The organism is Devosia faecipullorum, assembly GCF_015158295.1.
Classification (GTDB): Bacteria; Pseudomonadota; Alphaproteobacteria; order Rhizobiales; family Devosiaceae; genus Devosia; species Devosia faecipullorum.
The window spans coordinates 74218-95169 of the sequence record NZ_JACDXV010000003.1 but is presented as its reverse complement, the minus strand read 5'-3'; the positions used below and the strand labels follow the sequence as shown (position 1 = coordinate 95169).

Below are 20952 nucleotides of genomic sequence, written 5' to 3'. Positions count from 1 at the left end.
TGCCAAAGCGAAGCGGATTCATGCAAGTGGCGGCAATACAGCATGGGCGGCCTTGGTGATGCGCAGGATCATGTCCTCGATGCGCTCGTCGCCGCGACGCTCCTTGAGCACATAGATGCCGGTGACGGCGCGGCGCGGCTCCCCCGATTGCTCGACTTCGAACAATCCCCGCTCGCGGAAATCGTCGCGCATCATGTGGGTGTGCAGCAGAACAGCCTCGGTGCTCAGGGTGTAGTCGATGCAGGCCGCCAGCGAATTGGAGCGGAAGGCATAGGTGGCATGGTCGAACACCGTCTCTACGCGCGTTCGCCTGCGGGACGGATCGAAGAAGCGTTCATGCCGGCTTTCGGCAAGCGAAGAAATGACAACCGGATAGGCATCTACATCCGATTGGCTGCGACCGTCCCCGAGAAGCGGGTGTCCGGCACGTACGAAAAAGGCGTTGTAGACGCGAGTCAGCGGCACAAAATCGGTGCCGATCGCCGAGCTCAATCCGTCGATTTCGTGCGCCAGGAACATGGAGATGTCGCCCGAGAGCAATTGATCCATCAGCCGGAGTTGGTTGCCCAGGCTGACCTGCACCGGAGATTTGGGGAATTCGCGCTGATAGGTGATGATCATGTCCTTGAGAAACATGGTCCACCATGAATAACCCGAGCCGATGGAGAGCCCGCGCTCGGTGCCGCGCTGCTGGTCGGCAATGGCGTCGAGCGTATTGTCATAGAGTCGGCGCATGAGTTGCGCGTTTTCATAGAGCGTATCGCCATAACGGGTAAGCCGGACGCCGCGCGAGGAACGCTCGAACAACGGCGTGCCTATCTGTTCTTCCAGCTTGCGCATATTGAAGGTCAGGGTTGGCTGGGTGATGAAAAGATTGGTGGCCGCGCCGCTGAGCGAACCCGCATCGGCCACGGCGAGGAATTGATTGAGCAACTTGTCCATTCTCGTCCCTTGGCATAGATTTTTTCTATAATACGCGGATGATTTCGTAGTTTGCCAGTCGGTTTTTTTGTTCCAGACTGGCTCCCGGATCGGCCCGGAAAATCTCGGGACATGGCCGGACCCTGCCTGGGAGGTCGGGTCAAATAGGGGAGGGATCGGCAATTTCTCTTGGCAGCCGCCGCGTATTTTTACGTTTTTAACTTCCATACAAGACGATTGCTTTGGACGAGTCTTGTATGCTAAGCCGTAACCGGCTGGTTATATGCTGGTCAGGCGCCAGGGACGAAATCTTTCGATAATAGCCTATTTGCAGGGAGCAATAGGGTGATTGGTGGGCTGGTACTGTAGTAACCAGTTGGTGAGTTGGTGGCAGGGAGGCTGCCGCGCGCACCGTGGTTCCGCTCAGCGGAGCCTCTAAGTTTCATGGGAGGAAAACACATGAGCATTCGACTCGGACGCCGCCAGTTCCTGATGGGATCGTCGGCTTTGGCTGCCGTCGCAGCCTTTGGCACCGGCCCGGCCTGGGCTCAGGGTACTACCTTGCGCCAATTCTTCTGGGGTGGTCAGGCGCGCGCCGACCGCACCTATGCGGTCAACGATCTGTTCGCCGCGTCCAATGGCGCGGCTGTGGACAGCAGCTTCCTGGGCTGGGGCGACTACTGGCCCAAGCTGGCGACGGAAACCGCCGGCGGCAATGCCCCCGACATCGTGCAGATGGATTACCGTTTCATCGTCGAATATGCCAAGCGCGGCGCCATTGCCCCGCTGGATGAATTTGTTGGTGGCGCGCTCAAGCTCGACGGCTTCGACGCGGACCAGCTCGAAGGCGGCAGAGTTGATGGCAAGCTCTATGGCATTAGCCTTGGCGCCAATTCCGTCGCCCAGCTGGTGAACCTCTCGGCTTTCGAGGAAGCCGGCATCGAGCCGCCGAACCGCGACACCACCCTCGATGATATCCGTGCCATGGGCGAGGCCTTCAAGTCCGCCAATATCCGCGGCGGCATCAAGGTGATCGCCGACGGTTCAGGCTCTGAGCCGATGCTCGACAATTGGCTGCGCCAGAAGAAGCTGGCGCTCTACACTGCCGATGGCAAGCTCGGTTTCGACGCCGATGCGGCGATCGAATGGTTCGCCATGTGGAACCAGCTGCGCGCCGACGGCATCTGCGTCGATGCCGAAACCCAGGCCCTCGATACCAATGGGCCGCTCGAAACCACGATGGTGGTGCTGGGCAAGGCAGCGATGATGCCGTCCAATTCCAACCAGCTCGTCGGCTTCCAGGCCCTGATGCAGGACACGCTCACCATCACCAATTACCCGCGCATCGCTGCCGGCGTCGGTGGCGGACATTACCGCAAGCCCTCGATGTTCTTCTCCATTGGCGGCTCGTCCAAGAACAAGGACCTTTCGGCCGAATATCTCAGCTTCTTCATCAACGACCTCAAGGCCGGTGAAGTGCTGGGCGTCGAACGCGGTATTCCCTGCATAGACAAGGTTCGCGACGCCATCGCGCCCTCGCTCAATGAGCAGGACCAGATCGCCCTCAATTTCGTGGCCAATCTGGGCGATTTGCTCGGCCCGCTGCCGCCGCCGCCACCCGCCGCTGCCGGTGAGATCGACATTTCGCTGCTCCGGGTATTGAGCCAGGAAGTAGCCTTCGGCGCCCGTTCGCCGGAAGATGCCGGCCAGTACTTCGTTTCCGAAGCGGCAGCCATTCTGCAGCGCGCAAGCTGATCGGGACGAGAATATGGCCACGCAGGTCGACAACAGTGCTTCAACCGGAGCCGGCCGCGTGGCCTCTCCATCCTTCTGGTCGGGGGTGTGGCAGAACCATGCCCCCGGCTACCTCTTCCTTCTGCCCTGGTTCATCGGCTTTTTCGGCCTGACCATCGGGCCGATCCTTACCTCCTTCTATCTCAGCTTCACCCATTTCGACCTGCTCACCGCGCCGCGCTGGACCGGTATCGACAATTACGTGCGCATGTTCACCAATGATCCGAAATTCGCCGCCTCCATGCGGGTTACGTTCTTCTTCGTGATCTTTTCGGTGCCGCTCAAGCTGGCTTTCGCGCTGGGTGTGGCCCTGCTGCTCAATCGCGGCATGAAGGGACTGCCGGTCTACCGGGCTCTGTTCTATCTCCCGAGCCTGCTGGGCGCTTCGGTTGCCATCGCCATTCTCTGGCGCCAGATTTTCGCCGGCAATGGTCTGGTCAATCAGATCCTTGCCAATTTCGGCATTCAGGGCCCGAGCTGGATTTCCAATCCCAATACTTCACTCTGGACCCTGATCATCCTGGCCGTCTGGCAGTTCGGCTCGCCCATGATCATCTTCCTCGCAGGGCTGCGACAGATTCCGCAGGACATGTATGAAGCGGCGAGCCTCGATGGCGCCAGCAAATGGCGGCAGTTCTGGAAGATCACCCTGCCCATGCTGACGCCGGTGGTGTTCTTCAACGGCATCATCCAGACCATCGAAGCCTTCAAGAGCTTTACCCCGGCATTCATTATTTCGGGCGGCACCGGCGGGCCGATCAATTCGACCCTGTTCTACACGCTCTATCTCTACAACGAGGCCTTTGGCTTCTTCCGCATGGGCTATGCCTCGGCCCTGGCCTGGGTGCTGCTGGCCATCGTGGCGCTCTTTACCGCCTTCTCTTTCTTCACCTCCAAATATTGGGTGCATTATGACGACTGATGCAGAAAGCCTCACCGTCGTCACCGGCTCTTCCCCGTCGCGTCGCCGGATCATGTCTGTGGTGGCGCATGCGCTGCTGATCGCCGCCTCGATGGTGATGCTCTATCCCTTGCTCTGGCTGCTGGCGGCCTCGTTCCGGCCCGGAAACGAGATTTTCACCTCCGGTGTCTCAGTGCTGCCCTCGCTCGACTGGAGCCTTGATTCCTATATTCGCGGCTGGAATGGCCTGCGCGTCAGTTTCGGCCAGCTTTTCATCAATTCCTTCGTCATCTCGATCCTGAGCGTTGCCGGCAATGTCATTGCCTGTTCGCTGGCGGCCTATGCGTTTGCGCGGCTCGAATTTGCCGGAAGGAGTTTTTGGTTCGCCATGATGCTGATGACCCTGATGCTGCCCTATCAGGTGACGTTGATCCCGCAATATGTGCTGTTTCTCAATATGGGCTGGGTCAATACCTTCCTGCCGCTGGTCGTGCCGAAATTCCTTGCCGCCGATGCCTTCTTCATCTTCCTCATGGTGCAGTTTTTCCGCGGCATCCCCAAGGAACTCGATGAGGCTGCGCGCATGGATGGCGCCGGCCCCTGGCGCATCTATTGGAAGATCATCCTGCCGCTTTCCATGCCGGTTCTGGCGACGGCGGCGATCTTCACCTTCATCTGGACCTGGGACGATTTCTTCGGTCCGCTGATCTATCTGAGCGATCTGCGCCAATACACGGTCATGCTTGGCCTGCGCACCTTCACCGATTCCACCGGCATGTCCGATTACGGCGGCATGTTCGCCATGAGCGTGCTCAGCCTCGTGCCGATCTTTGTCTTCTTTCTCCTGTTCCAGCGCCTTCTGATCGAAGGCATCGCGACCACGGGCATGAAGCGCTAACCCATATGTTCGGAGCGCGGCCGACATCGCGCTCCAGCCACCAGAGACGACCAGGATTAGGTTCAGAAATGACCATCAAATTTGCCGCCATCGGCATCAATCACGCCCATATCTACGGTCAGGTCGATTGCCTGAAGCGCGCCGGGGCGGAGTTCGTGGCCTTCCATGCCGTTGAGGACGATCTGGCCGCAACCTTCGGCCAGAAATATCCCGAAGCCAGGCGTGTCGCCGATGCGTGCGAAATCCTCGAAGATTCCTCGATCGCAGTGGTGACCACGGCGGCCATTCCCGGCGATCGCGCCGCCATCTGCATCGCCGCCATGCAGCATGGCAAGGATGTGCTGACCGACAAGCCCGGCATGACCACCTTTGCTCAACTCGAGGAGGTCAAGCGGGTGCAGGAGCAGACTGGGCGCATCTTCTCGGTGCTCTATTCGGAGCATTTCGAAGTGCCTGCCGCCGTGGAAGCGGGCAATCTCATCGCCCAGGGCGCCATCGGCGAGGTGGTCAATACGGTGGGCCTCGGTCCTCATTCGCTGCGGCTCAACAATCGTCCCGACTGGTTCTTCACCCGCAATCGCTATGGCGGCATTCTCTGTGATATTGCCAGCCACCAGTTCGAGCAATTCCTGTTCTTCTCCGGCGCCATGGATGGGGAGGTGGTCTCGGCCAATGTCCATAATCGCAATCATCCGCACCGACCGGGCCTGCAGGATGTCGGCGATGCCCATATCCGCACAGGCCGCACCACCGGCTATATCCGCGTCGACTGGTTCACACCCGAAGGGCTGCCGACCTGGGGCGACGGACGCCTGACCATTCTGGGCACCGACGGCTATATCGAGCTTCGGAAATATGTCGATATTGCCGGGCGTCCGGGCGACAACCACCTCTTCCTCGTCGACCGCAAGGGCGTGCAGCATATCGATTGCTCCAATGTCGATATTCCGTTCGGACGCCAATTCCTCGACGACGTGCGCGATCGCACCGAAACCGCCATGCCGCAGCAGCGCTGCTACAATGCCATGAAGATGGCGCTGACGGCCCAGGCCATGGCCGAACAGGGAACGGAGTGGGCACGATGAACCGGATTCTCAACGTCGCCGTCGTCGGCTGCGGCATCGGCCGCTCCCATATTGTTGAAGGCTATCTGCCCAATGCCGACAAGTTCAGGGTGGTGGCGTTGTGCGATCTGAATCAGGAAAAGCTCGACCAGATCGGCGAGGAATTCGGCATCGAGCGCCGCGCCGTCAATTTTGATGATCTGCTGGGCATGGACGACATCGACGTCATCGATGTGTGCACGCCGCCGGGCGCCCATTTGTCCATGGTGTCGGCAGCGCTCAGGGCCGGCAAGCACGTGGTCTGCGAGAAGCCGTTGGTCGGCTCGCTCAAGGATGTCGATGCGATCATGGAGCTCGAAAAGAGCGCCAGGGGCCTGTTGATGCCCGTCTTCCAATATCGTTTCGGCGACGGCATCGAGCAGGCCAAGGCCGTCATCGATGCCGGTATTGCCGGCAAGGCCTATTGCGGCACCGTGGAAACCATGTGGCGGCGCGAGGCGCCCTATTATGCGGTGCCCTGGCGCGGCAAGTGGAAGACCGAGCTGGGCGGTGTGCTCATGGGCCATGCCATTCACCCCCACGACATCTTCACCTATCTCATGGGCGATATTGCCCGCATGTTCGGCCGGGTGGCGACGCGGGTGAACCCGATCGAGGTCGAGGACGTCATTTCCGCCTCGCTCGAAATGCAAAGCGGCGCGCTTGCCAGTTTTACCGCCACCCTGGGCTCGGTGGACGAGATCACCCGCATCCGGCTGCAATTCGAAAACGTCACCATCGAAAGCGACCATGCGCCTTATAATCCGGGCCAGGAGCCCTGGAAAATTCTGCCGCGCAATGACGAGGTCAAGGCCAGGATTGATGCGCTATTAGCCAATTGGCAGCATGTTCCATCGCGTTTCCAGACCCAGATGGCCCGGTTCCATGACGCCATATCCGGCAAGGGCCCCTTGCCGGTGACCAGCAGGGATTCGCGCCGCGCCCTGGAATTGGTGACGGCCTTCTATCATTCATCCTCCACCCATCAGGAAGTCGTACTGCCGCTCGGGCCCGACCACCCACTCTATGAGAGCTGGGTGCCGGCAGCATACCGATAGCATTGGCAGCAGGAGACAGGGCTCATGGCAACCAGTATCGAACTCAAGCAGATCAAGAAAACCTATGGCGACGTCGCCGTCATCCATGGGGTGGACCTCGTTATCGATCCGGGCGAATTCGCGGTTTTCGTCGGTCCCTCGGGGTGCGGCAAGTCAACGCTCTTGCGCATGATTGCCGGGCTTGAGCCGATTACCGGTGGCGATCTGTTGATCGACGGGGTGCGGATGAACGAGGTGCCGGCTGCCAAGCGCGGCATTGCCATGGTGTTCCAGTCCTATGCGCTGTATCCGCATATGAGCGTTTATCAGAACCTGGCCTTCGGGCTCGAGACGGCGCGCATGCCCAAGCCCGAGATCGCCCAAAGGGTGCAGCGGGCGGCCGAAATTCTCAAGATCGAGCCGCTATTGAAGCGCAAGCCCAAGCAATTGTCCGGCGGCCAGCGTCAGCGCGTCGCCATCGGCCGCGCCATTGTGCGCGAGCCGAAAATCTTCCTCTTCGACGAGCCCTTGTCGAATCTCGACGCCGAATTGCGCGTCGCCATGCGCGTGGAAATCGCCAAGCTGCACAATGACTTGGGCAATACCATGATCTATGTGACCCATGATCAGGTGGAAGCCATGACCATGGCCGACAAGATCGTGGTGCTGCGCGCCGGCATCATCGAACAGGCCGGTGCGCCGCTGGAATTGTACAACAATCCCCGCAACCTTTTCGTCGCCGGTTTCATCGGTTCGCCCAAGATGAATTTCCTCAATGCCAGCGTCGAAAACGGCATGTTGAAGGCGGCGGGGAGCATATTGGCGCTGGGCCGGGAGGTGAGCGGGGCCAATATGCTGGGCATCCGGCCCGAACATATCACCATCGCCGAGGGTTCGGGCGTCAAGTTCGCCGATGTGCGGGTGGACCTCGTGGAAAATCTTGGTGGCCAGACAGTGGTTTACGCCACGACGACGGACGGGCAGCCGCTGAATCTGGTGCTCGAAGGCCAGCGCGTGGTGGAACTGGGTTCGACCATTTCGGCCTATCTCGATCCGGCCAAGGCCCATGTTTTCGACGCAAAAGGGCAGGCGATCCGCTGAGCCGAAGCAGTGTCATGAACCGGCTCTACCGATAGCCTGCGGTGGTGCCGGACATGGCATTTTCGTCACCTCTGGCAGCATCTGGTCAGCGCATTGCCAACACTTGGCCCATCCGGGGGATAAACCGGGTCCGGACCTAGCGGCTGACGCCCAGCCGCGCCATTTTTTCGCTCAGCGTCCGACGCGGCACGTGCAGCGCTTCGGCCACGGCGGCGACGGAATGATCGTGGCGGCGCAATTCGGTCTCGATGATGTGCCGCTCATAATTGGCGACCCTTTCGGCCAATGCGCCGCCCCCGAGGTCGGGGGCGCGATTGCCCAGCATGTGGCCCAGTGCCCGGCCATTGCCATTGAGGCCCAGGGCGAAGCGGTCGGCGGCGGCGCGCAATTCGCGCACATTGCCCGGCCAGGCATGGGTGAGGATGGCGTCGATGTCAGCGGGATGCAATTCGGGCGGCTCGCGCCCGAAGCGCCGGGCGGCCAGCGCCAGGAAATGATGGAACAGCAGGACGCTGTCATCGCCGCGCTCGCGCAGGGGCGGCAGGTGCAGCGTCGCCATGTTGAGCCGGTAGAAGAGGTCGGCGCGGAAGCGTCCGGCGGCGCTCTCCAGCTCCAGATCGACTTTCGAAGTGGCGACGATCCGCAGGTCGAGGGCGATCTGCCGGTTCGAGCCCAGGCGTTCCACGACCCGCTCCTGAATGACCCGCAGCACCTTGGCCTGGGCCAGCAGGGGCATGGATTCGATCTCGTCGAGCAGCATCGTGCCGCCATTGGCATATTCGAACTTGCCGATCCGCTGCCCGCCCGCCCCGGTAAAGGCGCCGGCTTCATGGCCGAACAATTCGCTCTCGATCAGCTCGGCGGGAATGGCGGCGCAATTGACCGCGACGAAGGGTTTTTCGGCGCGAGGCGAGAAATCGTGCAGGCACCGCGCCACCACTTCCTTGCCGGTGCCGGTCTCGCCCAGAAGGATGATGTCGGCGGGAATGGGCGCCAGCTCGAGAATGGAGCGCCTGAGCGCCTGCATGCAAGGCGCGACCCCGATCAGCCGATTGGCCAGTTCATTGTCGCCGCCATCGAGCCGGCGGCGCAGATCGGCGATCTCGCGCTTGAGCCTTGCCCGCTCGGCGGCGCGGGTCAACGAATTGACCAATTGCTCGGGCACATAGGGCTTTTGCAGAAAATCGAAGGCGCCGGCGCGCATGGCCTCGACCGCCATGGGCACGTCGCCATGGCCGGTAATGAGAATGATCTCGATGGGCAGGCCGCTTTCCTGAATCGAGCGCAGAAGATCGAGCCCGCCAAGGCCGGGCATGCGCACATCGGTGAGAATGACATGGGGATGCCAGTCATCGGCGAGGCGCAGCGCCTCGGGGGCATTGCCCGCGGTTCTGACCTCGAAGCCGGACAGGCGCAGCCATTGCTCGAGAGCGGTGCGCATCATGTCTTCGTCATCGACGATAAGGATTTTGGGCTCGGTCATGCTGGGCCTCCGACTTTATCGTTTCGCTCGGCGCGGTGATGCCATTTTTTCATCCCCTTCCGGCAAGCGGGAGGACGGCATTGGGACGGCGCGCTCCGCGCTCGCTTGCGGCAGCAATATCGTGAACGTCGTCCCCTTGCCCGGCTCGGACCGGGCCGAGAGCGTGCCGCCGCTGTCCCGGACAAGGCCGTTGGAAATGGCCAGGCCCAGCCCCAGCCCCTCTCCGGCGGGCTTGGTGGTGAAGAAGGGGTCAAAGAGATTGCTCATGTCCTCCGGGGTCATGCCCTGGCCGGTATCGGCGACGACGAGGCGCACGACGCCGTTCTCGGCGGTGACGGCGATGGATAGGAGGCGCAATGGGCGGCCAACCATGGCGTCGGCGGCATTGGCGAAAAGGTTGATCAGCACCTGTTCGAGATGCACCGGATTGAAACCGGCGCTGACCGGAGGATGGGGCCGGCGATAATCCACATCCACGCCGGCCTGGCGCAGCCGGTGATCCACCAGATCCAGCGCATTGGCGATGGCCGTGCCGCAATCGGCAACAAGGCTCGTCCGGCTTTCCTTGCGGGAAAAGGTCTTGAGGTGGCCGGTGAGATTGGCGAGCCGGTCCACCACCTTGTCCATGGCGCCAATGACCGGGGAAAGCTCCGAGCCGCCCTGGCGCCGGTCGAGGAGGCGGGCGCTGGCCAGATGGGTGGAGAGCGCGGCCACCGGCTGGCTGATTTCATGCGCCACCCCGGCCAGCGCCTGTCCGAGACTGGCGAGCTTGGCCGCCTGTACGAGGCCCGCCTGGGCCTCGCGCTCCGCCTTTTCGGCGCGGACCCGCTCGGCGATCTCGGCGCGCAATTGCTCGTTCATGGCATGCAGGTCTTCGGTCCGCTCGGCCACGCGCTGTTCGAGCCGGCTATGCTCGCCCAGCCTTTGCGCCGCCAGGCGCCGCCTCTGCACCACCAATATGACGATCAGCAGCAGCGCCGCGCAGCCGAGGGCCGCCGCACTGGCCAGGATCATCGCTCCCCCCTGAAGCGGGGCCAGTGGAATGAAGGAGACCAGCCGCCAGCCCAATTTGGGCAGGCGCAGTTCTTCGAGCACGAAATAGCCCGAGCCCTCCTTGTCGCTGCCCGCGATAAAGGCGAATTCGGCGCCGCGCGATTGCCAGCGATCGGCGACGATGCCTTTATTGGTGATGCCATTGCCGCCATAAAATTGCTGGCTGGAAATCTCCTCCGCCCGGGACGGGGCAATGGTTTGCAGCGGCCGGTAGCGCCAGTCGGGCCGGGTCGAGAGAATGACCACGTCATTGACATCGGCAATGCCGATCAATTCGCCCGAGCGCCACCAGATGGCTTCCAGCTCGCCGAGATGGATTTTCGTCACCGCCACGCCGATGGGTTCGCTCGGCCCATCCACCCGCTGGGAGAGGAAATAGCCGGGCACGCTGGTGGAGATGCCAAAGGCGTAATATTGCGATTTGCCGCGCTCCATCGCATCGGCAAAATAGGGGCGGAAGGAATAATCGGTGCCCACGAGCGAGGTGAGCGTCCACCAGTTCGAGGCGGCGACCACGCTGCCATTCTCGTCCATGAGAAAGATCTCGCCGGCCCCCGCCGTTTCATTGAGCTTGCTCAAAAACCCATTGGCCGCCTCCACGGCATTGGCATCGTCCGGGTGGTCCAGCGCATTGCGCACTTCGCGCGCCTGCGAAATGGCGACCGGCAGATAATGGAAGCGCTCGATAATGGCTTCGAGCGTGCGCTCGAACAGAACCAGCCGCCGCTGCGCCTGCTCCTCGGCATGGCGAATGGCGCCGGTCAGCGCCATTTCGAAGCTGACCCAGCCGACCAGCGCCACCAGGATCAGCCCCAGTCCGGCGCCGATGAAATGGCGGCGATCCACCAGATTGCGCAATGCATTGCCCAAGCGATCCTGTCCTCCCGGCAAGAATTTGCCGGGCTTTGGGCGAAATGCCGGCAAGTTCTTGCCAGAAATCCTAACATGCTCCATCAAAAATGCATATCTGCCTTGCATTTTAATCTTGGCACGGCCTTTGCAATCCTATTGGGCAGCCCCAGGGAGGAAACCGGGGTCCACTTCGGGAGGAGTTCCAAATCATGAAGACTGTTATCCGCACTTTGTCCGCCGCCCTGGTCGCGGCCACGGCGCTGGGCGCCATCGGTGTCAGCGCGCAGGATTATCCGAGCCAGCCGGTCACCATCGTCGTGCCCTTCTCCGCCGGCGGCCCGACCGACACGGTCACCCGTCTGGTCGCGGCGGCGATGAGCGACGAGCTGGGCCAGCAGGTCGTGGTGCAGAATGTCGGCGGCGCCGGCGGCACGCTGGGCGCGGGGCAGGTGGCTGCAGCCGCTCCCGATGGCTATACCTTGCTGCTGCACCATATCGGCATGTCCACCGCTCCTGCGCTCTATGCCAGCCTGCCCTATGACCCGCTGACCGATTTCGCCACGATCGGCCTTGTCACCGAAGTGCCGATGACCGTGGTGGCGCGCCGCGATTTCGAGCCGACCAATCTTGAAGACCTCATCGCCTATATCAAGGAGAACGGCGAGAACATCACCTATGCCAATGCCGGGATCGGCGCTGCCAGCCAGCTCTGCGGCCTGCTGATCATGGATGCGCTGGACACCAAGATGACCGAAGTGCCCTATCAGGGGACTGGTCCGGCCATGACCGACCTGCTCGGCGGCCAGATCGACATGATGTGTGACCAGACCACCAATACGACCAGCCAGATCCATGCCGGCGAGATCAAGGCCTATGCGGTGACGACGCCCGAGCGCATCGCCGTCCTGCCCGACCTGCCGACGCTGGACGAAGGCGGCATCGACAATTTCAACCTTTCGATCTGGCATGGCCTTTATGCGCCCGCCGGCACCGATCCGGCCATTGTCGAACGCCTGACTGCGGCTTTGCAGGTGGCGCTGGCCAATGAAAAGGTCGGCACCTCCTTTGCCGAACTGGGCACCTATCCGGTGCCGGCCGATCAGGCCACTCCTGCGGCTTTGAGCGCCATGCTCGAAGGCCAGATCGCGCTCTGGAAAGAAGTGATCTCGGCAGCCGGCGTTTCGGCGCAGTAAGTCGGGGCTCGCAAGACGTCGCCATATACTGGATGCGCCTCCCTCCCCCCTTGAGGGGAGGGATTGCGGGTGGGGGTTCAGAACCATCTCTGAGCGATAAGCTTTTTGATGTCGCAGAACCCCCATCCCCGCCCTCCCTTCAAAGGGGGGCGCTCGCTTCAGCATCGGTGATTTGCAAAATCAGGGGTAGAAAATGGCTCTCAATGCGTCGCGCAATGACCTCGCGGCGGGGGCGATGTTTGTCGCCTTCGGCTCGTTCTTCGCGCTCGAAGCGATGAAATATGAATTCGGCACGCCGTTCCGCATGGGGCCCGGCTTCATGCCGATCGTGCTGGGAGGGATCCTGGTGGCCCTGGGCATTGCCGTCGCCGCCAAGGGCATCGGCCGGCCTGACGAGGAGGCCCCGCATGCCTGGCCGCTGCGCGGCATCGCGCTGGTGCTGGGCATTATCGTGTTTTTCGCCGCCACCATTCGCGGGCTGGGCTTCATCCCGGTCGTGGCCATCACCGCTTTCGTCACCGCCGCCTCGAGCAGCCGCAACACCATGCTCTCGGCTTTGGTCATCGCCCTGGGCCTCACCATGCTCTGTTATCTCGTCTTCGTGGTCGGGCTGGGCATGCTGGTGCCGCTATTCGGCCCCTGGCTCAAATTCTAGGAGAACATCATGGACCTGATCTCCTCGCTGGCGCTGGGCTTTTCGGTGGCGCTCGACCCCACCAATATCCTTTATTGCTTCATCGGCGTCCTTCTGGGCACGCTGGTGGGGGTGCTGCCGGGCATCGGCCCGACCGCCACCATCGCCATGCTCCTGCCCATCACCTTCACCCTCGGCCCGGCAACGGCGCTGATCATGCTGGCCGGCATCTATTACGGCGCCCAATATGGCGGCTCCACCACCGCCATCCTCATCAACCTGCCGGGGGAAAGCTCCTCGGCGGTGACGGCCATTGACGGCTATCAGATGGCCCGCCAGGGCCGCGCCGGACAGGCGCTGGCCACTGCCGCCATCGGTTCGTTCTTCGCCGGGTCGGTGGCGACGCTGATCCTGGCCTTCTTCGCCCCGCCCCTGGCGCGAGCGGCGCTCAATTTCGGGGCGCCGGAATATTTCTCGCTGATCGTGCTCGGCCTGCTGGTCTCGATTGCTCTGGCGCATGGCTCCATCCTCAAGGCCCTGGCGATGATCGTTCTGGGGCTCCTGCTCGGCATGGTGGGGCAGGACATCTATACCGGCACCCCGCGCTTCACCTTCGGGCTGCGCGAATTGTTCGGCGGGCTCAATTTCGTCGCCGTGGCGGTGGGCGTCTTCGGCATCGCCGAAATCCTGCGCAATCTCGAAAACGAGACCGAGCGCGAAGTGGGCGTCAAGAAGGTGGAGAACCTCTGGCTGACCCGCGCCGACTGGAAGCGCATCTGGGCCCCGATCCTGCGCGGCACCGGGCTCGGCTCGCTGCTCGGCGTCCTGCCGGGCGGGGGCCATATCCTGTCCTCCTTCGCCTCCTATTCAGCCGAAAAGCGGCTGAGCAAGCATCCGGACGAATTCGGCAAGGGCGCCATCGAGGGCGTGGCGGGGCCGGAATCGGCGAATAATGCGGCGGCGCAGACCTCGTTCATTCCGCTCATGACCCTGGGCATTCCCGCCCATCCGGTGATGGCGCTGATGGTGGGGGCCTTCATCCTCCAGGGCATTACCCCCGGCCCCAATGTCATCAACGAACAGCCGGCCTTGTTCTGGGGCATCATCGCCTCGATGTGGATCGGCAATCTCTTGCTGATCATCCTCAACCTGCCCCTGATCGGGCTCTGGGTGAAGATGCTCTCCATTCCCTATCGGGTGCTGTTCCCGGCCATCGTACTGTTCGCCTGTATCGGCACCTATTCGATCAACCAGAATATCTATGACGTCTATGCCATCGCCTTCTTCGCGGCGGTCGGCTATCTGCTGATCCGTTTCGGCTGCGAGCCGGCGCCGCTCCTGCTCGGCTTCGTCCTGGGGCCGCTGCTCGAGGAACATCTGCGCCGCGCCATGATCATTTCGCGCGGCGATCCGATGATCTTTGTCACCCGGCCGATTTCGGCGACGCTGCTGGGACTGGCGCTGCTGGCGGTGCTCATCGCGGTATTGCCCTCGATCCGCCGCAAGCGCGCCGAGGTCTTCGTCGAGGACGATTGAGCCTGAGCGGGCGCAATTTTTGGCGGGACGGGCCGGCGCCGGGGCGCCGGCCCTGTTGTTTGGGAGAAAGAGCAGGATGAAGCGGCATTTTCTCGGCTGTTCCCCTCAAATTGTCCGGCTTAATGTCCCATATGAGAAGCGAAAGGAGCATCAGATGTTCTTCCGTCAAAAGCCGATGACCATTCCCTCCGCCAGCGAGGCCCTGCCCGGGCGCGCCGCCGAAATGCCCATCGCGTCCGATCATGTCGTCAATGGCGCCCCGCTCAAGGGGCCCTATCCCGAGGGTGCGGGCACTATCTATTTCGCCATGGGCTGCTTCTGGGGCGCCGAGCGGCTGTTCTGGCAGCTCGATGGGGTGATCGTCACCGCCGTGGGTTATCAGGGCGGCCACACGCCCAACCCGACCTATGAGGAAGCCTGTTCGGGCCTGACCGGGCATACCGAGGCGGTCAAGGTGGTTTATGATCCAGGGCGCATCGACCTCGAGCGCCTGTTGCAATTGTTCTGGGAAGAGCACGACCCCACCCAGGGCATGCGGCAGGGCAATGACATGGGCACCCAATATCGCTCGGCCATCTATACGACGACGGCGCAACAGGCCGAAATCGTCGAGGGCAGCCGCGCCGCCTATGGCGCAGCGCTCAAGGCGAGGGGGCTCGGACCCATCACCACCGAAATCGGGCCGGCCGGGCCGTTCTATTATGCCGAAACCTATCACCAGCAATATCTGGCCAAAAATCCCAATGGCTATTGCGGGCTGGCGGGGACCGGGGTGAGCTGCCCCATCGGGCTCGGGGTGACGGCGGGCTGAGCGCCGTTGGGGCCGGACCGGGCCAGCCCGATTGTCCGCCAAAGCAAGGTTTGCAGATCGCATGAAGGGTGAAACGCTCCGCAAGCGTCCCGATTTCGAAGCCTTCGTGCTCGGCCTGCCCGGCACGATGCTGGTGCGCCAATGGGGCAATGCCTCGGTGGGCAAGCTGGGCGGCAAGGTCTTCTGCCTGCTGGTTCCGGCCAGCGGGGAAATCTGGCTCAAAGTCTCCGACATGACGTTCGAAATGATGCGGGACGAGCCCGGCATTCGCCCCGCTCCCTATTTTGCCCGCGCCGGCTGGGTCGCCATCGCACCCGAAAGCCGGTTCAGCGACGACGATTTGCGGGCCTATATCGAGGCGGCGCACCGCCTGATCGCGGGCAAGCTGACCCGGAAGCAACGGGCGGAACTGGGCCTGTCGGCCGCCAGCGCCTGATCCGGTGATAGGCTCCCATCGTTCCGGAATTCAGGGTCGGATGGCGTAGATCTTGAGCGGCACACAAATGCCGGTGAAACCGAATTGGAAACGCGGAATCCAAGACGCTTGGCCTATCCTGGCATTGCAGACGGGGTGCGAGGAACGCCTGCAACCAAGGGCCTGCCGGCCCTTGGTAATTGGAGCGGATGGCGGGCTTCGAACCCGGGGAGCGGGCCTTAGCCGGTCCAGCCGCCGTCGATGATATGAATTTGGCCGGTCGTATAGCGCGCGCCTGCTAGATAGGTTGCAAGATCAGCCACTTCCTCTGGCTGGGCGATGCGACCGATCGGCTGCCGCGCAATGAACGCTCGCTGAGCCGCTTCGAAATCGCCGGTCGCGTGCCAGCGCTCGTGCAGGCTCGGAGATTCCACTGTGCCGGGGCAAATGGCGTTGACCCGGATATTGGCGGCAACGTAGTCGGCGGCGATGGATTTGGTGAGCCCGATAACCGCCGCCTTTGAAATGGAATAGGCGGCGCGACTGGGCACGCCTTTGACCGAAGACGCCACGGTCGCCATGTTGATGATGGCGCCATCGCGGCGGTCAACCATTTGCGGCAAGACCGCCCTGATGGTGCGCACCTGCGCACGCAGATTGAGATCCAGCGCCAGATCCAGATCGGCATCCGACATTTCGAGGATCGTGCCGCTATGTACGATGCCGGCGCAATTGAACAGCACATCGACACGGCCGAGAGCGGCCACGAGGGAATTCACCGCGGAATCGGAAAGCACATCGAGCGGGCGCGTTTCGATGTTTGCCACCCCCTCCAGTTCTGCCAGTTTTGCGCCATTGATGTCGGTCGCGAAGACGCGCGCTCCTGCCTTCGCGAATGCCAGCGCAGATGCGCGCCCAATGCCTTGCGCCGCCGCAGTCAGCAGGACGACTTTGCCGTGTAGATCACTCATTGCTTCCTCCAAACGGCGGGGCAGGCATTCACAAATGCATCTGCCCTGCCGACCTTTGTTCGAGGTTGAACGTCATGCCACCTTGTAGGCGCGGAGTGCGTCTTCATTCAGTTCGGCACCCAGACCGGGCTTGGTCGGCGCCTCGATCATGCCGTCCACGAAGGTGAAACCGTCCACGGCCAATTCCTTGCGAAGGGTGTCCACGCACAGTGCGGGCGGCAAATATTCAATGAAGCGGCAATGTGGGGTGTTGAATGCCAGATGCGCCGTTGCGGTTACGGAAATCCCGGTCTTCCAGCAATGGGGAACGATTATGCGCCCACGCTCTGCCGCCATGTCACAAACCGCTTTGGCTTCGGCAAAGCCACCGACACGACCGACGTCAGGCTGGGCGACGTCGACCTTGCCGCGGTCCATCAATTCTTCGAATTCATACCGCGTCGCCTGCCATTCACCGGCGGCGATCTTCATCGGTGCTTCCTCGTGCAGACGGGCATAGTCATCGAGATTGTCGATCCACAGCGGCGTCTCAAGGAAAAACAGGTCGAACTCGGCCCAGTCGCGAACCGTCCGCAGTGCCGTTTCGGCATCGGGCCACATATATTGAACGTCCACCATCAGCGCGATGTCCGGGCCCAGGGTCTTGCGCACCGCTTCGATCACCTTGGTGTGGTTTTCGTAGGGTTCGTGCATGCCATCATGGGCATAAGGACCATTCATGGTCACCTCGGCCTTCACGGCCTTGAACCCGAGATTGCGCGCCCGTTCGGCCCATTCGCACAGGGAATCGCGGTATTCTTCCCAACGATTTCCGGCTGGCTGCAGGGAGGCATAGGGCACGACCTTGTCTTGCTTCTGGCCACCGAGAAGCTCGAATATCGGCTTGCCTTCGGCCTTGCCCTTGATGTCCCAGAGGGCCATGTCGATGGCACCCATGGCATGAATGACGGCACCGCGCCGGCCACTCATGGCGGAGCCGACATATAGCTTGCGCCAAACCGCTTCCGGGTTCAGCGGGTCCGAACCGATCAGCATGTCGCGCAGGCTGAGCGACATGGTGTGGGTGCCTGGCGCCTCGACGCAGGCCTTGGCAATCCATGGGCTGACATCGGATTCCCCGATACCCGAAATGCCCTCGTCGGTCCGAACGATGACGATGAAACTATCCTGTGCCGACGACGTGGCGCCCGGATTCATGTTAGGTGCCAGCAAGACGTGGCATTCAATGTCGACGATCTTCATGACCGCTCCTTGTAAAAGCTATTGTTGCAGAGCAGCGCTCGTGCCATCCCAACCCAGGTGCTTGAGGAATTCCTGGGTTCTTGGCACTGTCGGCGCTTCAAAAATCTGTTTCGGCGGGCCCGTTTCGATGATTTTGCCGCGATCGAAAACGGCGACGCGATTGGCGACGCGCGCCGCGAAGGTCATTTCATGCGTGACCACGACCATGGTCATGCCCTCGTCCGCCAGCTGCTTCATCACCGAAAGCACTTCACCGATCGTCTCGGGGTCGAGTGCGGAAGTCGGCTCATCAAACAGCATCATGTCCGGTTGCATCGCCAGGGCGCGGGCAATGGCAACGCGCTGCTGCTGACCGCCAGACAATTCGGCAGGACGCATATGCATCCGATCCGACAAGCCCACCTTGTGCAGCAATTGTTCCGCGCGCGCCCTGGATAGTTCAGCGTCAAGTTTCAGTATCTTGTGCGGCCCGACCGACACGTTTCCCAGCGCTGTCATATGCGGAAACAGTTCGAAGTTCTGGAACACCATGCCCATGCGCTGGCGCAGATGGCGCAGGCTTGTCGTCTTGGCGTGAACATCGGCGCCGTCGAACCGCACGACCCCGCTATCTATTGTTTCAAGTGCATTGATGGAGCGGAGCAAGGTGGATTTACCCGAGCCACTCGGCCCGATCAGGCAAACCACTTCTCCCGCCTTCACGTCCAGGGACACTCCGTCCAGCGCCTGGAGAGTCCCGTAGCGCTTTCTGACGTCCGACATATGCAGGATGGGCTCGGATTGCGGCCTTTGAGTCATTCTGTGACCTTGAACTTTCTATGTATCCAGTCGGTGAGCTTCGCCTGCGGGTAGCCCATCAGCCAGTAGAGGACCGCCATCGCCGTGAGCACTTCCAAGACCCGGAATGTCTGCGAGCGCAGCTGAAGACCCACGTAGGACAGCTCGGCAACGGCGATGATCGAGACCAGTGAAGTGTCCTTGAACAAGGAGACCCAGGTGCTCGCCAAAGCCGGCAGGACGCGCCGCACCGCCTGGGGAAGGATGACATGCCACATGGCTTCGGCTTCACTCATGCCGAGCGCCAGCGCTGCCTGCCTTTGACCTGCGCGGATCGAGTTGATGCCGGAGCGGAACGTTTCCGAGTTGAAGGCCGAGACGTTGCAGGCCAGCGCCACGAGACCCGCACTGAAGGCATCGACGCGGATCTCGGTCAGGACGGGCAGGACATAGAACACCCAATAGACCTGCAACATGACCGGCGTGGTTCTAAAGAACTCCACAAAGGCGGTCGCCAGAATGCGGATCGGGGCGAAGGAGGACATGCGCGCCAGCGCCAGCAGCAGCCCCCCGGGTATGGCCAGGGCCATGGACGCTGCCGCCAGCAGCACCGTCATGCCCGCCCCCTGCAACAGCAGGGGCCAATTGTTGGTGATGACGCTCCAATCAAAGGTCATGACGCACCCAGGTGCGCAATGCGCCGATAGATATAGTCAACACCGCGTGCCACCGGCCAGCTGATGACGAAGTAGATGAGTATCACGACGGTGAAGGTCTCGAAGGGTTTGTAGGTTTGTCCCACCACCACCTGGCTCTGCCGCAGCAGTTCGGGCACGGCGATCACCGAGGCAATGGCGCTGTCTTTGATCGTGATGACGAGCAGCGACCCGAAATTGGGCAGCATGCGCACCAATGCCTGGGGCAGGATGACGATGCGGACCGCCTGTGCGGGACTCATCCCCAAGGCCAAGGCCGCGCGCATCTGGCCAGGTCGAACCGAGGTCAGACCGGCTCGAACGAGCTCGGCAACAAAGGCGCCCAGATGCAGGCCTAGCCCCAGAATGCCGGCGGTAATGGGTGTCATCGAATGTCCGGTGACGAGGGGCATGGCGAAGAAAATCCACACCAGGATCACCAGCAGCGGAATTGACCGCATCGTGTCGACATAAAGCGACAGGATGAAATCGACAGGCCGCCCACCATAAGTGCGCGCGATGCCCACGATCAGCCCGACGACGAAGCCAACGCCGATGGCTGCCGCACTGATGGAGAGGGTGATCCACACGCCGCCCAGCAGGAAGCGCCAATAATCGAGAAGAAACGAGAAATCGAAAATCATTCCGGATCCACCAGCAAAACACTTGGCGGCCGGTCATTGCCGGCCGCCGGGAACCAGAAGGGCCTTATTCGCCGGTGATAACGCGAATTTCCTCTGCCGTGACCAGCGGCTGAACTTCCTCCGCGACGGCGCGCAGGAATGCCAGGAATTCAGGCTGGTTCTTGTCGATCGCATGGCCGACCGGGGTCGCCATTTCCTGGCTCGCCAGGCAGTCCGCAGGGAAAACGGTCAGGCCGGAAACGGCCTTGTCCAATTCAGGCCACTTGGTGTTGTCCAGCGGCACGACATTGGCGCGGCCGGACTGCAATTCTTCGATCGGAGCGGTTGCGCCGGTGCCGCCGACGCCACGAACCTGCATGTTGGGGAGGCGCCCATTGGCCCAGGGCTCAACAGCGGTGCCGACAAAGAAGGCCATGGTGATGTCGTCACGATTGAGGTCGTCCACCGTCGCGACATCGGCAAGTTTGGGGTCCGAAGCCTTGCCCACCAGACAGATGCTCGACTTGGAATAGATCGCGAAATCGACCACTTTCTCGCGCTCTGCCGTGATCGAAAGCGGGGCGATGGTCACATCGACCTGCCCCGTCGCGATGATCGGGATCTTTGTTTCGTGGCTGACGGGCACAAGCTCAAGCGAAACCCCAAGCTGCTTGGCATATTCATTTGCCAGAACCCAGGACGGACCACTAAAGGCCTCGCCCTCGCCGGCCGTGTTCTCGATGAGCCACGGCATCTCGCCCAGCACTGCAACGCGCAGCGATCCGCGGGCCTTAATCTCGTCAACGCGTTGGCTGACGCCTTGCGCCGGAACATCGGCGGCGATGGCCATATTGGCCGTGGTTGCCGTCAGGGCAAAAACCATTGCAGCGCTCAAAACGGCGCGTGTTGAAA

General features: G+C 61.9%; 20 protein-coding genes. 11 read left to right on the top strand and 9 right to left on the bottom strand.

Features of this window, described 5'->3' with window-relative positions; translation table 11 throughout:
* Positions 1–18: 18 nt before the first annotated feature.
* Positions 19–942, bottom strand: coding sequence for a LysR family transcriptional regulator (locus tag H0482_RS09785; protein ID WP_193729872.1), 924 nt, complete (start codon positions 940–942; stop codon positions 19–21).
* 438 nt (positions 943–1380) lie between these two features.
* Between H0482_RS09785 and H0482_RS09780 the strand changes: the two genes are divergently transcribed.
* The 6 genes from H0482_RS09780 (at position 1381) to H0482_RS09755 (ending at position 7755) form a co-directional block, all read left to right on the top strand.
* On the top strand, positions 1381–2676 hold the full coding sequence (locus tag H0482_RS09780; RefSeq protein WP_193729871.1) for an ABC transporter substrate-binding protein: 1296 nt from the start codon (positions 1381–1383) through the stop codon (positions 2674–2676).
* A 13-nt stretch (positions 2677–2689) separates the two neighbouring features.
* Positions 2690–3637: a carbohydrate ABC transporter permease gene (locus H0482_RS09775; protein WP_193729870.1), complete on the top strand. Its 948-nt coding sequence runs from the start codon at positions 2690–2692 to the stop codon at positions 3635–3637.
* Between the two features lie 52 nt (positions 3638–3689).
* On the top strand, positions 3690–4514 hold the full coding sequence (locus tag H0482_RS09770; protein WP_193730025.1) for a carbohydrate ABC transporter permease: 825 nt from the start codon (positions 3690–3692) through the stop codon (positions 4512–4514).
* A gap of 68 nt (positions 4515–4582) precedes the next feature.
* Positions 4583–5599: a Gfo/Idh/MocA family protein gene (locus H0482_RS09765; RefSeq protein WP_193729869.1), complete on the top strand. Its 1017-nt coding sequence runs from the start codon at positions 4583–4585 to the stop codon at positions 5597–5599.
* On the top strand, positions 5596–6675 hold the full coding sequence (locus tag H0482_RS09760) for a Gfo/Idh/MocA family protein (protein ID WP_193729868.1): 1080 nt from the start codon (positions 5596–5598) through the stop codon (positions 6673–6675). Before H0482_RS09765 ends, H0482_RS09760 begins: the two co-directional genes overlap by 4 nt.
* Positions 6676–6699: 24 nt before the next feature.
* Positions 6700–7755 (top strand): ABC transporter ATP-binding protein, encoded by a 1056-nt coding sequence (locus H0482_RS09755; RefSeq protein WP_193729867.1) that lies wholly within the window; start codon positions 6700–6702, stop codon positions 7753–7755.
* Positions 7756–7891: 136 nt separating this feature from the next.
* Here the strand turns inward: H0482_RS09755 and H0482_RS09750 are convergent, their stop codons facing one another.
* Together H0482_RS09750 and H0482_RS09745 are read right to left on the bottom strand one after the other, a co-directional pair.
* Positions 7892–9238 (bottom strand): sigma-54-dependent transcriptional regulator, encoded by a 1347-nt coding sequence (locus H0482_RS09750; protein ID WP_193729866.1) that lies wholly within the window; start codon positions 9236–9238, stop codon positions 7892–7894.
* A gap of 15 nt (positions 9239–9253) precedes the next feature.
* Entirely contained in the window at positions 9254–11161 is a 1908-nt protein-coding gene (locus tag H0482_RS09745) for a sensor histidine kinase (RefSeq protein ID WP_193729865.1), read from the bottom strand.
* A gap of 191 nt (positions 11162–11352) precedes the next feature.
* Here H0482_RS09745 and H0482_RS09740 point away from each other — a divergent pair, with 191 nt between their 5' ends.
* From H0482_RS09740 to H0482_RS09720, 5 genes are all read left to right on the top strand, one after another.
* A complete protein-coding gene (locus H0482_RS09740; RefSeq protein ID WP_193729864.1) occupies positions 11353–12336 on the top strand; it encodes a tripartite tricarboxylate transporter substrate-binding protein in 984 nt (327 codons plus the stop codon).
* 193 nt (positions 12337–12529) lie between these two features.
* Positions 12530–12991 carry a tripartite tricarboxylate transporter TctB family protein gene (locus H0482_RS09735; RefSeq protein WP_193729863.1) on the top strand — a complete coding sequence of 154 codons (462 nt, stop codon included), beginning with the start codon at positions 12530–12532 and terminating at the stop codon, positions 12989–12991.
* Positions 12992–13000: 9 nt separating this feature from the next.
* The gene (locus tag H0482_RS09730; protein ID WP_193729862.1) at positions 13001–14506 is read left to right on the top strand and encodes a tripartite tricarboxylate transporter permease; all 1506 of its coding nucleotides are present in this window, start codon (positions 13001–13003) and stop codon (positions 14504–14506) included.
* A 154-nt stretch (positions 14507–14660) separates the two neighbouring features.
* Complete coding sequence (msrA, locus tag H0482_RS09725) at positions 14661–15317, top strand: peptide-methionine (S)-S-oxide reductase MsrA (RefSeq protein WP_193729861.1); 657 nt, start codon at positions 14661–14663, stop codon at positions 15315–15317.
* A 61-nt stretch (positions 15318–15378) separates the two neighbouring features.
* On the top strand, positions 15379–15753 hold the full coding sequence (locus H0482_RS09720; RefSeq protein ID WP_193729860.1) for an MmcQ/YjbR family DNA-binding protein: 375 nt from the start codon (positions 15379–15381) through the stop codon (positions 15751–15753).
* Positions 15754–15971: 218 nt separating this feature from the next.
* On the opposite strand, the gene H0482_RS09715 is transcribed toward H0482_RS09720, so the two are convergent.
* The 6 genes from H0482_RS09715 to H0482_RS09690 all read right to left on the bottom strand — a co-directional run bounded on the left by H0482_RS09715 (position 15972) and on the right by H0482_RS09690 (position 20923).
* Positions 15972–16703 carry an SDR family oxidoreductase gene (locus tag H0482_RS09715; RefSeq protein WP_193729859.1) on the bottom strand — a complete coding sequence of 244 codons (732 nt, stop codon included), beginning with the start codon at positions 16701–16703 and terminating at the stop codon, positions 15972–15974.
* 72 nt (positions 16704–16775) lie between these two features.
* A complete protein-coding gene (locus H0482_RS09710; RefSeq protein WP_193729858.1) occupies positions 16776–17945 on the bottom strand; it encodes a mandelate racemase/muconate lactonizing enzyme family protein in 1170 nt (389 codons plus the stop codon).
* Positions 17946–17963: 18 nt separating this feature from the next.
* Complete coding sequence (locus tag H0482_RS09705; protein ID WP_193729857.1) at positions 17964–18743, bottom strand: amino acid ABC transporter ATP-binding protein; 780 nt, start codon at positions 18741–18743, stop codon at positions 17964–17966.
* Positions 18740–19399 carry an amino acid ABC transporter permease gene (locus tag H0482_RS09700; RefSeq protein ID WP_193729856.1) on the bottom strand — a complete coding sequence of 220 codons (660 nt, stop codon included), beginning with the start codon at positions 19397–19399 and terminating at the stop codon, positions 18740–18742. The genes H0482_RS09705 and H0482_RS09700 overlap by 4 nt, the downstream gene beginning before the upstream one ends.
* Complete coding sequence (locus H0482_RS09695) at positions 19396–20061, bottom strand: amino acid ABC transporter permease (RefSeq protein WP_193729855.1); 666 nt, start codon at positions 20059–20061, stop codon at positions 19396–19398. Before H0482_RS09695 ends, H0482_RS09700 begins: the two co-directional genes overlap by 4 nt.
* Before the next feature lie 64 nt (positions 20062–20125).
* Positions 20126–20923: a substrate-binding periplasmic protein gene (locus H0482_RS09690; protein WP_210319141.1), complete on the bottom strand. Its 798-nt coding sequence runs from the start codon at positions 20921–20923 to the stop codon at positions 20126–20128.
* Positions 20924–20952 lie beyond the last annotated feature (29 nt).

What these genes read in the sequence shown, in the direction of transcription:
- H0482_RS09785 (WP_193729872.1), bottom strand. Translation starts at nt 942, where the DNA reads ATGGACAAGTTGCTCAATCAATTCCTCGCCGTGGCCGATGCGGGTTCG.
- H0482_RS09780 (WP_193729871.1), top strand. Translation starts at nt 1,381, where the DNA reads ATGAGCATTCGACTCGGACGCCGCCAGTTCCTGATGGGATCGTCGGCT.
- H0482_RS09775 (WP_193729870.1), top strand. Translation starts at nt 2,690, where the DNA reads ATGGCCACGCAGGTCGACAACAGTGCTTCAACCGGAGCCGGCCGCGTG.
- H0482_RS09770 (WP_193730025.1), top strand. Translation starts at nt 3,690, where the DNA reads ATGTCTGTGGTGGCGCATGCGCTGCTGATCGCCGCCTCGATGGTGATG.
- H0482_RS09765 (WP_193729869.1), top strand. Translation starts at nt 4,583, where the DNA reads ATGACCATCAAATTTGCCGCCATCGGCATCAATCACGCCCATATCTAC.
- H0482_RS09760 (WP_193729868.1), top strand. Translation starts at nt 5,596, where the DNA reads ATGAACCGGATTCTCAACGTCGCCGTCGTCGGCTGCGGCATCGGCCGC.
- H0482_RS09755 (WP_193729867.1), top strand. Translation starts at nt 6,700, where the DNA reads ATGGCAACCAGTATCGAACTCAAGCAGATCAAGAAAACCTATGGCGAC.
- H0482_RS09750 (WP_193729866.1), bottom strand. Translation starts at nt 9,238, where the DNA reads ATGACCGAGCCCAAAATCCTTATCGTCGATGACGAAGACATGATGCGC.
- H0482_RS09740 (WP_193729864.1), top strand. Translation starts at nt 11,353, where the DNA reads ATGAAGACTGTTATCCGCACTTTGTCCGCCGCCCTGGTCGCGGCCACG.
- H0482_RS09735 (WP_193729863.1), top strand. Translation starts at nt 12,530, where the DNA reads ATGGCTCTCAATGCGTCGCGCAATGACCTCGCGGCGGGGGCGATGTTT.
- H0482_RS09730 (WP_193729862.1), top strand. Translation starts at nt 13,001, where the DNA reads ATGGACCTGATCTCCTCGCTGGCGCTGGGCTTTTCGGTGGCGCTCGAC.
- msrA (WP_193729861.1), top strand. Translation starts at nt 14,661, where the DNA reads ATGTTCTTCCGTCAAAAGCCGATGACCATTCCCTCCGCCAGCGAGGCC.
- H0482_RS09720 (WP_193729860.1), top strand. Translation starts at nt 15,379, where the DNA reads ATGAAGGGTGAAACGCTCCGCAAGCGTCCCGATTTCGAAGCCTTCGTG.
- H0482_RS09715 (WP_193729859.1), bottom strand. Translation starts at nt 16,703, where the DNA reads ATGAGTGATCTACACGGCAAAGTCGTCCTGCTGACTGCGGCGGCGCAA.
- H0482_RS09710 (WP_193729858.1), bottom strand. Translation starts at nt 17,945, where the DNA reads ATGAAGATCGTCGACATTGAATGCCACGTCTTGCTGGCACCTAACATG.
- H0482_RS09705 (WP_193729857.1), bottom strand. Translation starts at nt 18,743, where the DNA reads ATGACTCAAAGGCCGCAATCCGAGCCCATCCTGCATATGTCGGACGTC.
- H0482_RS09700 (WP_193729856.1), bottom strand. Translation starts at nt 19,399, where the DNA reads ATGACCTTTGATTGGAGCGTCATCACCAACAATTGGCCCCTGCTGTTG.
- H0482_RS09695 (WP_193729855.1), bottom strand. Translation starts at nt 20,061, where the DNA reads ATGATTTTCGATTTCTCGTTTCTTCTCGATTATTGGCGCTTCCTGCTG.
- H0482_RS09690 (WP_210319141.1), bottom strand. Translation starts at nt 20,923, where the DNA reads ATGGTTTTTGCCCTGACGGCAACCACGGCCAATATGGCCATCGCCGCC.